The sequence below is a fragment of the Cyanobium sp. Tous-M-B4 genome, assembly GCF_024345395.1.
GTDB lineage: Bacteria > Cyanobacteriota > Cyanobacteriia > PCC-6307 > Cyanobiaceae > Cyanobium_A.
The window spans coordinates 192,874-207,599 of sequence record NZ_JAGQBA010000003.1; the positions used below are offsets into that span (position 1 = coordinate 192,874).

14 protein-coding genes are annotated in these 14,726 nt (G+C 56.5%); 5 read left to right on the top strand and 9 right to left on the bottom strand.

Translation table 11 applies throughout. The features are described 5' to 3' along the window. Positions 1-71 precede the first annotated feature (71 nt). Both KBY73_RS07305 and arsJ read left to right on the top strand, forming a co-directional pair. A complete protein-coding gene (locus tag KBY73_RS07305; protein WP_254936426.1) occupies positions 72-1,097 on the top strand; it encodes an ArsJ-associated glyceraldehyde-3-phosphate dehydrogenase in 1,026 nt (341 codons plus the stop codon). A 9-nt stretch (positions 1,098-1,106) separates the two neighbouring features. Next, complete coding sequence (arsJ, locus tag KBY73_RS07310; protein WP_254936427.1) at positions 1,107-2,363, top strand: organoarsenical effux MFS transporter ArsJ; 1,257 nt, start codon at positions 1,107-1,109, stop codon at positions 2,361-2,363. On the opposite strand, the gene KBY73_RS07315 is transcribed toward arsJ, so the two are convergent. From KBY73_RS07315 to KBY73_RS07350, 8 genes are all read right to left on the bottom strand, one after another. After that, positions 2,360-3,277: a substrate-binding domain-containing protein gene (locus tag KBY73_RS07315; RefSeq protein WP_254936428.1), complete on the bottom strand. Its 918-nt coding sequence runs from the start codon at positions 3,275-3,277 to the stop codon at positions 2,360-2,362. The genes arsJ and KBY73_RS07315 overlap by 4 nt on opposite strands. 77 nt (positions 3,278-3,354) lie before the next feature. Beyond that, the gene (locus KBY73_RS07320; protein ID WP_254936429.1) at positions 3,355-4,170 is read right to left on the bottom strand and encodes a DUF4239 domain-containing protein; all 816 of its coding nucleotides are present in this window, start codon (positions 4,168-4,170) and stop codon (positions 3,355-3,357) included. Positions 4,171-4,175: 5 nt separating this feature from the next. Then, positions 4,176-5,294, bottom strand: coding sequence for an ABC transporter substrate-binding protein (locus KBY73_RS07325; protein ID WP_254936430.1), 1,119 nt, complete (start codon positions 5,292-5,294; stop codon positions 4,176-4,178). Positions 5,295-5,651: 357 nt separating this feature from the next. After that, positions 5,652-6,644, bottom strand: coding sequence for a phosphate ABC transporter substrate-binding protein PstS (gene pstS, locus KBY73_RS07330; protein ID WP_254936431.1), 993 nt, complete (start codon positions 6,642-6,644; stop codon positions 5,652-5,654). 199 nt (positions 6,645-6,843) lie between these two features. Continuing rightward, complete coding sequence (locus tag KBY73_RS07335) at positions 6,844-8,424, bottom strand: iron uptake porin (RefSeq protein WP_254936432.1); 1,581 nt, start codon at positions 8,422-8,424, stop codon at positions 6,844-6,846. A gap of 169 nt (positions 8,425-8,593) precedes the next feature. Beyond that, positions 8,594-9,574, bottom strand: coding sequence for a CHAD domain-containing protein (locus KBY73_RS07340; RefSeq protein ID WP_254936433.1), 981 nt, complete (start codon positions 9,572-9,574; stop codon positions 8,594-8,596). 7 nt (positions 9,575-9,581) lie between these two features. Then, positions 9,582-10,598, bottom strand: a complete 1,017-nt coding sequence (locus tag KBY73_RS07345; protein ID WP_254936434.1) for a PstS family phosphate ABC transporter substrate-binding protein — start codon at positions 10,596-10,598, stop codon at positions 9,582-9,584. Between the two features lie 81 nt (positions 10,599-10,679). Then, a complete protein-coding gene (locus tag KBY73_RS07350) occupies positions 10,680-11,780 on the bottom strand; it encodes a CorA family divalent cation transporter (RefSeq protein WP_254936435.1) in 1,101 nt (366 codons plus the stop codon). Between the two features lie 38 nt (positions 11,781-11,818). On the opposite strand from KBY73_RS07350, the gene KBY73_RS07355 reads away from it, so the two are divergent. The 3 genes from KBY73_RS07355 (at position 11,819) to KBY73_RS07365 (ending at position 13,439) form a co-directional block, all read left to right on the top strand. Beyond that, positions 11,819-12,013 (top strand): hypothetical protein, encoded by a 195-nt coding sequence (locus KBY73_RS07355; protein ID WP_254936436.1) that lies wholly within the window; start codon positions 11,819-11,821, stop codon positions 12,011-12,013. An 89-nt stretch (positions 12,014-12,102) separates the two neighbouring features. Continuing rightward, positions 12,103-12,321, top strand: coding sequence for a hypothetical protein (locus KBY73_RS07360; RefSeq protein WP_254936437.1), 219 nt, complete (start codon positions 12,103-12,105; stop codon positions 12,319-12,321). 89 nt (positions 12,322-12,410) lie between these two features. Continuing rightward, on the top strand, positions 12,411-13,439 hold the full coding sequence (locus tag KBY73_RS07365) for an AraC family transcriptional regulator (RefSeq protein ID WP_254936438.1): 1,029 nt from the start codon (positions 12,411-12,413) through the stop codon (positions 13,437-13,439). Here KBY73_RS07365 and KBY73_RS07370 read toward each other — a convergent pair. Next, positions 13,428-14,669, bottom strand: coding sequence for an FAD/NAD(P)-binding oxidoreductase (locus KBY73_RS07370; protein WP_254936439.1), 1,242 nt, complete (start codon positions 14,667-14,669; stop codon positions 13,428-13,430). The genes KBY73_RS07365 and KBY73_RS07370 overlap by 12 nt on opposite strands. Positions 14,670-14,726: the final 57 nt, after the last annotated feature.

Here is a 14,726-nt window from a genome sequence, read left to right on the forward strand (position 1 = left end):
TTTTAGTTGATGAATCAACTCATATTGATTTAGGGTCTCGCAATCCATGCCGCCATTGTCGGCTCTGATCCATGAAAATCGGCATAAACGGCTTTGGCCGCATCGGCCGCCTGGTGTTTAGGGCCCTGTGGGGCCGTCCCGGCATTGAGCTGGTTCACGTCAACGACTGCGGCGGTGATGCTCAAACCGCAGCGCACCTGCTCGCCTTCGACTCCGTTCATGGCCGCTGGCAACAGGCGGTGCAAGGAAATACGCGGGGCTTCTTCGTGGGGAGCCAGGCTGTGAGCTACACGCGGGAGAGCGATCCGACCGCAGTGCCCTGGAGGGAAGCCGGCGTGGAGATGGTGCTGGAGTGCAGCGGCAAGTTCAAAACACCGGAAACACTCCAGCCCTATTTCGACCAAGTGGGCCTCAAACGCGTGGTGGTGGCCTGCCCAGTGAAGGGTGAAATCGCAGGGGCAGAGGCTCTCAACGTTGTCTTCGGTATCAACCACCAGCTTTACGACCCAGGCCAGCACCGCTTACTGACCGCCGCCTCCTGCACAACCAACTGCCTGGCGCCGGTGGTGAAGGTGATTCACGAGAGCTTTGGCATCAAGCACGGCTCAATCACCACCCTGCACGACGTCACCAACACCCAGGTAGTGGTGGATGGCTTCAAAAGCGACCTGCGCCGGGCCCGCTCCTGCATGCAAAGCCTGATCCCCACCACCACGGGGTCAGCCAAGGCGATTGGAATGATCTTTCCAGAGCTGCAAGGAAAACTAAACGGCCATGCGGTGAGGGTACCGCTGCTGAATGCCTCCCTCACCGATGCAGTATTTGAACTAATGCGCGAGGTGACAGTAGAGGAGGTAAACAGCGCCTTTGAAGCCGCTGCCAACGGACCACTGCGCGGCCTTCTTGGCTACGAAACCAGGCCGCTGGTCTCAGTTGATTATGTAAATGATGATCGCAGCGCCATCATCGATGCCGCCTCGACCATGGTGGTAAACGGCACCCAGCTAAAGGTATACGCGTGGTATGACAATGAGTGGGGCTACAGCTCTCGCATGGCCGATCTGGTGAGCCATGTGGCCCTGATCGACGAGCGCTGAACCTGAGCCATGAGCCGCGCCCTTTCAGCCCTGCAGCAATACATGATCGTGACGGCCAATTACTGGGCCTTCACGCTCACCGATGGTGCCCTGCGCATGCTCGTGGTATTCCACTTCCACGAGCTTGGCTACAGCACCCTTGAGATCGCCTTTCTATTTCTTTTTTATGAGTTTTTCGGCATCATCACCAACCTCTATGGTGGCTGGTTGGGAGCGCGCTTTGGTCTGCGGCTAACTCTCTGGAGCGGCACCTTGATGCAGGTAGCGGCGCTGCTAATGCTGATCCCAGTAGCTGAAGACTGGCCAAAATGGTGGAGCGTGGCTTACGTGATGGTGGCCCAGGCGATCAGCGGCATAGCCAAGGATCTCAACAAAATGAGTGCCAAGAGCGCCATTAAAACCGTAGTGCCCGAAACTCCGGAAGACCACAGCAAGGGAGAAGGTCAACTTTTTAAGTGGGTAGCTATTCTCACAGGCTCCAAAAATGCCCTCAAGGGAGTGGGCTTTTTTCTCGGCGGGGTGTTGCTCACCACAATCGGCTTTAACGCCGCGGTTGCAGCGATGGCTGCTGGTTTGTTTTTAGCCTTTCTGGTGACCCTAGTGCTGCCGGCAGATATCGGCAGGATGAAACAGAAACCAAGCTTTACGGCGCTGTTTTCCAAGAGCCGGGGCATCAACGTGTTGTCGCTGGCACGCTTCTTCCTATTTGGTGCTCGCGACGTTTGGTTTGTGGTGGCTCTACCGGTATTTCTGCAGAGCGCCCTGGGGTGGCGCTTCTGGGAGGTGGGCGGTTTCATGGGCCTGTGGGTAATCTGCTACGGAATCGTGCAGGGATCGGCACCGGCCCTGCGCCGATCCTGGGGAAGGTGCGCCCCTCCAGGAGTAGCAGCAGTGCGGTTTTGGAGTGCGGTACTCACGGCTATTCCAGCCCTGATTGCAATTGCCATGTGGCGGGAGGTTGGCCAGCCTGGGGTAGCAGTAGTGGTGGGATTGGCAGTATTTGGAGTGGTGTTTGCGATGAATTCATCAATTCACAGCTACATGATCCTCGCCTACACCGAAGCGGAGGATGTGAGCCTCAACGTGGGCTTCTATTACATGGCCAATGCCGCCGGCCGACTGCTGGGCACCGTGCTATCAGGAGCCCTATTTCTGCTGGGCGGCCTGCAGGCTTGCCTGTGGAGCTCGGCAGTACTTGTTGCTCTAGCGGCCTTGGTGAGCACTCGCTTGCCAACCCCGCCGCGGCAGCTTCAAGAAACTACCTAACGCTGAATGCTACCAAGCTGACCGAAGGATTTTTGCCTCAAGTCGGCAGGCAAGCGCACATAACCCAATAACTCAGAATCATCCTGGCCCGCTCCACTGAGAATATACGTAAGGCTTGTTTTAATAGCCGGCAGGTTGGCTGCCAAACCTTTTCTCGGCACAAGCATCCAACTAAGATAAACAATTGGATAACCATTGGATGGATCGGAGCTAGAGCCTAACAATCTATTGTCAAGAGCAATGCCTGACAGAGAAAGACCTGCAGCCTTTATATCCGGACGAACAAACTCGCCCTTGCGATTTTGAAGGGCTGCCGACTGCAAAGGTGAGCGTAAGAATGGTGATTCAAGGAAGCCAATGCTGCCAGGAGTAGCTTCTAAGGCATTCGCCATGGCATCTGCTCCCTGCACTGCAGCACCAGAGGGCCAGGAAACAAGCCGTCCCGACCCTGGGCCGTTACGCCATATTGGACTTACAGCAGCTAGGGAAGCCGTGAAATGGGCGGTAGCAGCTGAGGCATCACCCCGATAAAGAAGAGTAATCGGCTGATCTGGGCAACCCAACTCAGAAAAATTGCGAATCTTGCCAAGGAATAACTCGACGAGCAGATTCCGAGTCAATTTCAACTGACAATTCGGTTGGTTGTAGGCAACCGCAATAGCAATCCCAGTGACAGGAAATGCCAAGACCTCCGTGGGCAAGGCCTTTAACTCTTGCACCGACGGAGATTTATCAATGCCGGCAAACTGATTCCGCCCGGCAGCAAGACTAGATAAATCAGGAGCAAGGTTATTCGATTGCAACTCTACATTTACTCCCTTACGGACCGCAAGCTGATTGAACCAGCGATAGTAAGCATTAGCAGTCTCGACACTAGTTGTTCCCTCCAAGGAAACTGCCGCACTTTCATCCAAGTCTGCGCTAGTAGAACTAACGCAGCCGCAAGTCAAGGCAGCAAGGCAGACGGCAAAAACACGAATAATTATCATTGTCAAAGACTCCGAGCCAAAACGGCTTCCAGCGTGGCTGTGATATTGATCAAACCACTGGCAATCGGGTTTGAATATACAAACAACATAACAGCCGGCACGGGAGCAGATAACAACAAAATGATAGCCACCCAAAGAGTTGTCCAAGCACCACTCTGCACCAGAAAAGACAACAAGGCGAGCGCAAGATACATCACACCGATTGCGAGCACTAGCCTCACTGGAAAGGCTTGGGGCGCAGCGAGGGAAAGGCGACGTTCGCGAGCATCAATAAGATCAAAACCGAAATCACTTGCCTTACGGAAATAATTCACCGATTCAGGCGTTACCTCAATCGATTTAGAAGGTGAGGCATCCCGGGTAGAAAGGAAATCCCTGAGGCGGTCAATAGACTCTTGAGTTACTTCACTACGAGTACCATTACGCATCGTCAGCGCTTCATCCCGTGCGATTGACTCGCCATAATCATAAAGAAGCCTTCTTCCCTCAATACGCTGATCAGCCGGGAGAACAGACATAACGGCACCAAGCTTATTAATAGTTACCACTTCCTGCGTGAGCGCACTACGCAAATTTGTATACTGGAAAATTACATTAGACAACAAAAAAGCGGTAGTCAACGTATAAAGCGAGCCCATGGGACTTAGCAATGCTGCTTGAATCTGAATACTGCCACGCGCCTTAACCCAGCGGGCCAAAAGCAAGGCCACGAAGGTTAGAAAGACAAATCCAAGGTAAAGTATCAGAACTCCAGTATTGAGCAGGATATCATCGAGAACTCTGTTGGCTACCATTGCAAAAGCAGGAGTAAAATACATAACAATCAATGGATAAAGGCGCCGTCGCGGCCCACTAAAAATGTGAGTTCAACGAAGTCACTGCCTTGATGCTGTTTGGCACTAAAACGAAGCGGAAAGCCTCCCAAATCGACTGGACCCATGGTCTCCATGGCTGTTAGAAAACGCTCACGGGTGAGATTGGGCCCTGCGGCCTGAAGTGCACGAACGAGCATTGTGGCGGAGATATAACCCTCAAGGCTTGAAAAGCCGTAAGGTGCATCACTTCGATTACGGCGAATTGTATTTTGATAATCCCGCACAACAGGAACCCGAGGGTTCCAAGGGAATGGCACCACCTGGCTAACGCCCACACCATGCCGAAATTCAGGAGGGAGTGCCTGTGCAAGTGCATTACTTCCTACAAACGACACATTCATTACCTGGGCCTTATTACCTTGGCGGCGCAGATTCGTAATGAAACTAGCTACGGTGCCATAGGACGAAACCATAAGTACCGCGTCGGGACGCGCCAGCGCAACCCGTCGAGCTGACTCAAACGTGTCTGCAGAGTTACGTTCAACCGTAACAGCCACCACGGGCTGTAGGCGCCGAACCGCAAGGGCTTTGCGGGCTCCCTCTAAACCATCGCGACCAAAGGCATCATTTTGATAGACCACCGCAATGGAGCGGCGCCCGTAGCGGAGCAGATACCGAACTGTGGCCTCAATTTCTTGATGATAACTGGCCCGAATATTGAACACCAAGGGTTTAACCGGTTGGCGGATCAACTGGGCCCCAGTGAGCGGAGCCACTAACGGAACTCGGTATTGATTAATCAGTGGTAACGAGGCTTTAACCGTAGCCGTACCTACATAACCAAACAAACCAAAAACCTTGTCGGAGCGTATGAAGCGCTCCGTGTTGCGCTTGGCCAGCTCGGGCTCGTAGCGGTCATCGCGATACACCATCACAATCTGTCGCCCATGAACTCCCCCCTGGGCGTTCACCTGATCAAATACCTGGTGGGCACCTTCGCGAAACTCACTGCCAAGCTGGCCCGCCGGCCCACTAAAAGCAGCCGACTGCCCAACCAATATAGACCGGGAGCTAACTCCCACCTCGGCCCGCGAGGGAGTTGGCAGCGTCGCAACAGCAACAAGCATGCCGGCAAGAGCTACGCTAACTGAGGGCCTAGTCAAGAGGCAAATGCTAAGCAAGAGAGAAGGGGACCTCAATAGACCCTAGATTAAGCCTATTGATCAGATCCGGAGAATCTCGACTTCAACTGCCAATCTTGGCGACGGCTGCCTTGGCAGGCTTCAGCACATCACCCTTGAGGGGTACGTAGCAGAGAGCTCAGCTGCTACCTTGTGATCCTTGCGTGAAAGGGCCCAAAGTAAGAACTTACGCACGTCTAATACCTGGCACCTGCAGGCTTGAAATCGTCCCATAAAGCAAGACAAAAAAAGGCCCCTTGCGGGGCCTTAGCTTTCAATACGTTCGCAGTAGAAAGGCTGCGATCACCGACCAATTTGACCGACGGCCTTCTTAGACGCGGAGAGAATACTGCCTTTAAGTGGCACGAAGTCGAGGCTGGAGGCCTGACCCTGGGCTTTCGGGCTCAGCAGAAACAACATCGCCTCACGGATCGCCGGAGCCTTGTCACCGTTACCGGTGCGATAGGCCAAGATCCAGGTGAGAGTCGAAATCGGATAGCTGTTTGCACCGGATGGATTTGGCTCTTCCCCAGCCAGCATTGAATCTAGCTTAATGTTATTCAGTGCAGCAGCGCCGCTCTCTTCTGTGGGCATGACGAACTTGCCGGCCTTGTTTTGCAGGGCAGCAGCTCTGATAGCACCTTTAACGTAACTCTGGTTGAGGTAGCCGATTGCACCGGGGGTGTTCTGAATCACACCAGAAACGCCTTCGTTGCCCTTACCGCCAACGCCTACAGGCCACTTGACACTCTTGCCTTCACCCACCTTGCTCTTCCACTCGGAAGAAAAGGCCGAGAGGCTGTTAGTGAACGCAAAGGTGGTACCGGAACCATCGGAACGGTGCGCCACAGTAATCTTGCCCTTACCACACTTGAGCTGATCCCAAGTGTTGATCTTGCCGAGGAAAATGTCGACGGCTTGCTGCTGAGTGAGCTTAAGGTTCTTGCAGTCTGCCTTGTTAAAGGCGATAGCAATGGTGCCCCCCACAGCGGGGAACTGAATCACCCCACGCTTTACCTTAGCAGCCTCCTTGTCTTTGATTGGTTCGTCGGTGGCGCCGAATTCAACAGTACCGGCTACGAATTGACGCACGCCCGAGCCGGAACCAACCGACTGGTAGTTGACACGCACCTTGTTGGCCACACCAGCGAAAGCGCGCTGATAGAAAGCTGCAGGGAAGGTTGCCCCGGCGCCATTGATAGTGGCCTGGGCAAGCGCAGGAATCATTGCTGAAGTTGCGCCAGCACCGATAGCTGCAACGGTACCGACAATCAGGGCCTTCTTGGCGAAGGTCATGGAAAAAGACTTTTAGGGTCAACCCATTAATAGCAAGACGCATAGCTAGCAGTCTTTATCGCCCGGTTAAGGGGGGTTCAAGATTGGCGCAAATTAGCTTTGCAAGCAATAAAAAGCCCCCCATTGCTGGGGGGCTGAAGGTGTGTGAGTTGTAGCTACGAGAAAGCGGTGAGGAGTGTCTGGATAAACGCCAGTTGGATCAGAAGCGGAAAGTGGTTTGAATCACGCCGCCATAAGTACCTTCGCCAGCATTACCGTCGTTATAGTTTTTAGTGATCCAGAAGACGGCCGGGGTGACGGAGATATTGTCAGAGACACGGAAGCGGTAGAACAACTCATACATGTAGCCAGGGGTTTGATCAACACCATTATCGGAGCTGCTGGTCACGTAGAGGGGTGAACCCACTGCGAAGCCTGCGCTGTTGCCCTTGGCAAACACATCCTTCCACTGGAGGCCAACCATCCAAGACCAGATGTCCGCTGATGGCTGGGTATCTCCGCTGGTGTAGTTGGTGTAGCTAAAGCCACCGGAGATCGAGGGAAGCCACTTAGCATCCATCGGTTCCCAGAAACCAGCGAGCGAAACGCTGTTGCTATCCTGACCAGCACCCACTGTCCGGAAGAAGTCACTGGAAGGGCTGTTGGGATCCCTCAGGCGTGCATTTTCGGAGCCGTAGCGATAAGCCACTGCTGCCCCCCAGTTCTGGCCTTTAACACCCAACTGGGCCAGAATGTTCTGTGCACCTTCTGACTCAAAGGCACCAATTTGGGAGTTTGCGAAGCCGTCTCCTTCGCCACCATCTTGGGAAACCCAGTTGACATCAAAGGAAACAAAGGGGTTGCCTTTCTTGACCTTTTGCTTCCAAGATAAGCCTGCAGCAGCACCTGTGGCTTTGTTGTAGGTACCCGTTGCACCGGCCAGGTTAAAGAAGTCGAGGATATCAGACTTATAAGCAGTTGGCAGGAAGGTAAGCATCTCGGTGTTACGGGCGAGTGCGCCGACCGTAAGCTTCACTTCATTGCCTACTGGGAAAGTATAGAAGAGTCGATCGATGGAAACAGCATTTCCCCCATCAACAGCATTTTCCTCAGCCTTATCCAGCTTGAACACGTTGCCGCTGCTGCCGAAAGGATCATCGAGGAAGTTGCCACTACGCAGGCGGGTCCTCAGCAAGTCCTTACCAGTGAAGCTGGTATCGAAGCTGAGACGGACGTCGTAGTTGAAGGTGGTTTTGGTTGAACCGTCACCGTCGTAGTTGGGAGATCCGCCAATAATCATGCTCACTTCACCACGCAGCTTGGTAGTGGTGGAGAACTGTTGAGCCTCCAAGACCCCTACCTTCTTCTCAAGGCCATCGACGCGGCCGCGAAGAGTGGCAAGTTCAGCTTTGAACTCTTCCATCAGGCGCTGCAGTTCGTCGGTCACTTCAGTGACGCGATCGAGACAGGCGTTAAGCAGGGCAGCCGCTTCGTAGCGGGTCATGGCCTGGCCGCCTTTGTAGGTGCCGTTGGGGTAGCCGGCAACGCAGCCGTACTTCTCAACCAGGTTGCTCAGAGCCTGGTAAGCCCAGTCGGTGGGCTGGACGTCGGAAAACTGGGTGACGCTGGTGACTTGGTTCTTGGATTCCCAAGCGCGGAAGCGATCAACGTCTTGCTGTTGCATGTACTCGTTGACGGCAGCAGCACCGTTCAACGAAGCCAGCTCTTGAGCAGAAGCGGCCATGGGGGCCATCATGCCAGTGCCAGCCAAAGCCAGCAGCAGCTTTTTAGAAAGATTCATCGGGTCCTCACACCGATAGGAAAGACTTCACAAAGGAAGTCGAGGGCAAGTTATCTACGAAGCAAGGCCAAAACGAGCAACTAGGCGACATAGCCAATGTGCTCCTGGACACATTTGACTGAATTGCTGCTGAATTGCTGCTGAATTGCGGCTCAGTGCCCGCTTCCCATCAACCAATTCCCAGGACGCGCCTTAAGCCAACACTCAGCCAAGAACGCGGCCCAGCGGGCCGCGGCTCCGCCAGTAGGGCAAACCGCAGGCGGCGGCGCTGCCGGTGGGGCAACAACTCATCCACCAGCTCGCGCCACTGCAGCCAGCAATGGCGTTGATGTTGCACCAGCAGCCACTCCAGTTGGGGCAAGGTGTCTTCAAACCGTCCTGGCACCTGGTCGTGGATGGCGCTTTGCAGCACCTGCAGATCATTCCACTCCCCCAGCAGCTCCTGGCCCAGCTTGAAGCGGCTAATCCAGGGTTCCGTGGCGGCACCCTGCAAGGGAGCAAGATTCTCCAGCAGATAACGCACCTGCTTGAGCTGGCGGCGCAGCTCATGCAACTGCTCGGTTTCAGCAGAATTCTTTTGAACCGAATCCTTGCTGATCTGCCAACCCGGGTGCAGAAACAGACCCGAAACTGCGGGGCCCTGCCACTCCACCACCCACTGTGAAATCGGTTGCTCACCAAGCGACGTGAAAGCGGGCTCCTTCAACCAACGCTGTAGCTGACCCAACCCCTCTAGGTAGGAGCGGCTTTGCAACACCTCCACCACATGGCCGTGGGCTAGCTGACGCTCGCGGCGCAACTGCCTGAGCACTGGGCGCAGGGCCTTCACCTCCGCTGCCGGCAATTGGGGCAGGAAGCCATCTTCGAGGCGTTCGCGTAAAACATCTAGATCCCGGGCCATCCCCAAACGGCGCACCCATTTGGCAAGGCGCTGATCATTAACAGCAGCTGGCAGCTGCAGGGCCGGCTCAAACTGAACCAATGTCGTGCGCAGCCGACGCATTACTACCCGCATCTGATGCAGCGGCTCGCTGCCCTCGCCTGATGCCACTGGTGTCTGCAGTTGGACCAGCTTGGCGACCTGTTTCTGCAGCAGTTCCCGCGCAAAGGCACCACTTGCTAAACCGCGGCAGCGATCCATCAACACCATGCGGAACTCAACGGAATTCTGGTTTTTTGATGCTATCTAAGCTGCGCTGCAGAGCTTGGCCGGTGGTAAGACCCACCGGTAAATCGCCGCCAAAAGCCGTGCCGAGCACATGGCGGTAGAGCTTGCTTTCCACCAAGCGGTAGGTGCTGGAGGGCATGGGGATATATCCCGCCTGCTTGACCAGCTTCAAACCATTTTGGATTGTGTAAGCAACAAATTTTCGCAGCTCAGGCTGGCTAAGCAATGCCTGATCGTTGACGTAAATAAAGAGAGGCCTGGATAGGGGCACATAACTCTCCTTCTGAACCGACTGAGGTGACGGATATGCAGGACCCTTACTACCCACAACGCTGAGGGCCTTTAAACGCTTGCTGTTGGCTTGAAAATAGGCATAGCCAAAGTAGCCGAGAGCATCAGGGTTACCAGCTACACAGGTAACCAGATCGTTGTCGTTTTCGCTTGTAAAAACATCAGCGCGCGAATTTTTATCATTGCCGTTTATAGCCTTATTAAAATAGTCGAATGTGCCGGAATCCTTGCCAGGGCCGCAAAGCCGAATCGGGCGATCAGGCCAATCCAGGTTCACCTGGCTCCAGCGAGTCACCTTGCCGGCAGCCGCCTGGCTCCAGAGGCGGGAGAGCTCGCGGGTGGTGATGCGGGTGGCCCAGGTGTTTTTAGGGTTGACCACCACCGTGATTGCATCAAAACCAATCGGCAGCTCAAGGAAGCGCACCCCTTTGGCGGCGCAAGCCTTGAGCTCCTTGGCGCTTATGGGGCGGGAAGCATTAGCCAGGTAAAGCTGCCCGCTGCAGAACTGACGGAAGCCGGCAGAGGTGCCCGTTTCCTTGAGCTCAAAGCGCACCTGGCCATTGGCACCGGCTTTTTGATAAGCCTGGATAGATGCCTGCATCACCGGAAACACTGTGCTGGAACCGCCGATGCGCAGCGGAGCAGGAGTCGCCGCCTGGGCAACTTCCAAGGGCAACAGCGACAGGAGAGCCAGATGGAGCCAGGAAAAGCGCAAGGCAGGGCGCATAACGGTCACAACCACAACAGAAGTCTGGGTGATTCCAGGGCTTAGAGGGGTTAAGGCCAGGTTGTGGCTTCAGCGCGGTGCCGTCCAATCCGCAAACCAACCACGGCGCCACAGCCAGTAGGTCTGGATTACGCCCACGATTGACATCAACAGCAGACAGTAGAAGTAGCCAAGATGCCAACGCAGCTCAGGCATGTTGGTGAAGTTCATGCCATAGATCCCGGCGATGAAGGTGAGCGGCGCGAAGATGCTGGTGAGGATGGTGAGGGTTTTCATCACCTGGTTCATCCTGTTGCCCACACTGGCCGAATAGGCCTGGGTGATGGCATCACATTGATGGCGCAACAACTCACAGTTTTCAAACAGCAACTCCACCAGATCGGCCATCTCCTGAAAGCCAACTAGGGCATCGGCGCCGAGTAGCTGCTGCCTTTGGCGCAGCAGCACCCGGATCTGGTGGCGCAGGGGCCAGACCTGGTTGCGAATCGTGCGCAGGTTGCTGCGATGCACAAAAGCCCGGGCCAATAACTTCGGCTTAGGGTCCCGTAAGGCAGCTTCTTCCAAATCGTCGAGGCGATTGGCGATCTGCTCAAGCATGGGGAAAAGGGCATCGAGCAACTCATCCACCAGGAAGTGGAGAATGTCATCGAGGTCGCGATGTTCCACCGCACCGACCCTGGATTCCAGCCAGGCGGTGAGCTCCGGAAACGACTCCCCCGCCGGAGCCTCCTCAAAGGTGACCAGCAGGTTGGGCAGTAGTAGCAGACCCACCTGGGAACTGAGCAGGTGCAATGGATCACGCGCAAAGCTGAGCCGGTGCAGCACCACGATCACGGCTTCCCCGAGCCCATCAACCCGCGAACGCTGAGGCACCTCCAGTAGGGGAGGCAGCAACATGCGAGGCACTTGGACTATGTCGAGCATGGCCTCAACTACCCTTGGATCGCCCAGGCCCATCACCCTCAGCCAGATGGGATAGCCGAGCGCTTGCAGAGGCAAAAGTTCGGCAGGGTTGTGCAGGGATATCAGCCGGGGGCCGTCTGGCTCAAACAAAACGGCGCTGAAGCAACTGCGGTGCCGCCCTCCAGAGACGTAGAGGTGGACCGGCAAATTGGCAGGCCGCTCCTCCAGCAGGTGGGAATTCAGAGCACCAGGGGTGGGGCGCAGCACGTTGGGGTCAGATCAGGAGCCTGCCAGCGGATCAAGAGTTGGCCACCGGCAACGATGCTGGCCTGGATCAGCAGACACATCACTACCTGAAGCCACCTACCACCCGTGGACTGATCCATGAGAGCGCAGATCGGATGATTTGGCATGTTGCGGCCGCCGACCTGATGCCGCCGGTGCTCCTGACGACACCGAAGCGCCCTTCAACACTCCTTAATCAGATCCTTCTAAATTGAGATGAGTTCATCAGACTCCAGTGTCCAGTGCGGGGCCCCGGCCCACCCCATCCGATCCGAGAGCCGAGGCCAACGGCCTGATCTCGCCCATGGAGCCCCATTCCACCTACCGGGGCTCTGATTGGACTCCCCAGCGTTTGATGTTTCACCAAAACCTCGAATCATTTGCCGAGAGGGTCGGACTGGTGGTGGGCCTGCAAAGCAATGGCAAGGTGAGTCAGGAGGAGGCCTACGCCGAAATCCGCCGCATCTGGAAGGATCTCAAGGACAGCAAGGACACCCTGCTAAACCTCCCGAAGCAGAGCTGAGCACTAAATCACTAAGCATTAATACTGCTTCCCAGGTGCTGGCACCGCAGCCGGGTTTCATTAGGGTCTGAGCATTGATCTGGTCTGGCTTGGATCCTGTCTCCCAGTTCCCCCTGGTGTTCCACGACCAGCAAGCGGTGGTGGATTTGGATCCCCAGGCCCTAGCTACCAAGCTGGCCCAGCACTTTCCTGTAGAGGATTTTGCCCCTCGCAACCCCTTGCTTAACCCGTTTCGGCACCGGGCCAGCACAGCCGTGGCTGGAGACCTCACTCTCACATCTGGATATACAAGTCCTATTCATGGCTGCATCGGTGATAACCCCGGCATAGCCGCAATCAACATCTGCTACCGGGGGGAGTCTTCCTACGAAGTGGATGGAAACACCTTCCACATTCACGCTGAAGCACCCCTCTACTTCAACCCTGGTTTCTCTTACAACTACACCACTGGGCACTACAACGGTCTAGTGCTGCACGTAGACCTACAGCGATTGCAGGACACGGCCGCTGCCATCGGCGGCATGGGGTTATCCGGTCGACGCTTTGCCCCCGATCTGCAGCGTCCCCAGGTGCTCTCAATGACCGAGGGCCGGCAGGCCACACTGCTGATCACCATGCGCCGGGCCTTTGCCCTGCTGGATGCGCCGGAGCTGCAAGCCCATGGCGATCTGGCGGCGCTGCAGATCGACGACCTCATCTATCGCATCCTGGCCCTGGCCCTCTGCCCTCAACTAGAAAGGCAGGACTTGCAGGGCCGCCGGAAGGACGAGGGGCTTTGCAGGGAACTGATCTTCGAAGAACTGCTGGAGTGGATTGGGGCGAATCTGCAATCACCAATCAACCTCACGCAGCTGGAGCAGCGCAGTGGCTATTCGAGACGCAACCTGCAGCTCGCCTTCAGCCAACGCTTCGGTTGCGGACCAATCCAATGGATCCGCCGCCAGCGCCTTGGCCTGGCCCGGCAGCACCTGCTCAACCCCTCGCCGAGCGACAGCGTTGCCGGCATCTCCTCAAGACTGGGCTTCAGCAACCTCTCCGCCTTCAGCCGCGACTTCCACAACACCTACGGCATTCGCCCCTCAGAGATGTTGCGTGAAGGGCGACGGCTACACGGCTGAGCCCTTCAGCCCGGGGATAAAACGCCGCTCGTGCTGGGCACCGGTGAGCATGCGATTCCAATAAAGCCCAGGCAACAGCTTGCGCTTGATCCACCACATGCTCCAGCGCTCCTTAGTGGGGTCGAGCGGGAAGGAGGGGACCGGCTGCTGCTCATAGTTGAACTCAGCCATGATCGCCTTGCCATAGCCGGTGATCAGGGGGCAGCAGCTATAGCCGTCGTAGGCCGCCGCTAAGGGCTGGCCATCGAGCAGGGCAAGCAGGTTGGCCACCAGCACCGGCGCCTGGCCACGCACCGCCGCGGCCGTCTTGGAGTTCGGCATGCCACTGACATCGCCGAGCGAAAACACATTGGCGTAGCGGGTGTGCTGCAGGCTGAACTTGTCGACCTCGACGAAGCCGCTCGCCGCTGCCAGCGGGCTATCTGCCACCACCTGGGGGGCAGCCATCGGCGGCGTCACGTGCAGCATCCCGTAACCGATCACTTCTTCGCGGCTGGTGTCTCCCTCACTCACCTTGAACACCGCCTCCCGACTCTGGGGACGCACCTCCGTAAGCACGTGGTTGTAGCGGGCATCAATACCCTTGCGCTTCACCACCTCCCGTAGCGGTGCGGCATATACGGGCACTCCGAAGATGCCAGGCGTGGCGGTGGCATAGATCACCTTTGCCGCTAGTCGCTTCTTGGCAACAACATCGGCAGCCAGATAGGCGATCTTCTGGGGCGCCCCCGGACACTTGATCGGCATCGGCGCACAAGTAAACACGGCGTTGCCGTCGGCCCCCTGGCCGCCCTTGAAGGCCTGGAGAGTGTCCCAGGTGTAGGCGGCGTGGTGCTGGCTGTAGTTGCTGCACACCCCGCCCTGGCCAAGGGCCTCGGGCAGGCCCTTGATCTTGTCCCAGCAGAGCTGCAGGCCGGTGGCCACCACCAGCACGTCGTAGCTGAGGCTCTGGCCGCTGGCTGTGCTCACCAGGTTGCGATCCGGATCGAAACCAGCCACCGCATCCCGGATCCAGGTCACCCCCGCTGGGATGAGATCTGCCTCAGAGCGGCGAGTCTCCTCAAGGCTGAACACACCTGCACCCACCAGGGTCCAGCCCGGTTGGTAGTAGTGATCGCTGGAGGGCTCGAAAATCGTTACCGCAAGTGCCGGACGGGCCCGTTTCAGCTGGGCGGCGGCGGTGATGCCGGCGGCGCCGCCGCCGACAATCAAAATTTGGTGATGGGCCATAAAAAGGGCCGCTGGTGGAGCAGCGGCTGGATGCCATTCCCCCGCTTTAGACGGGAA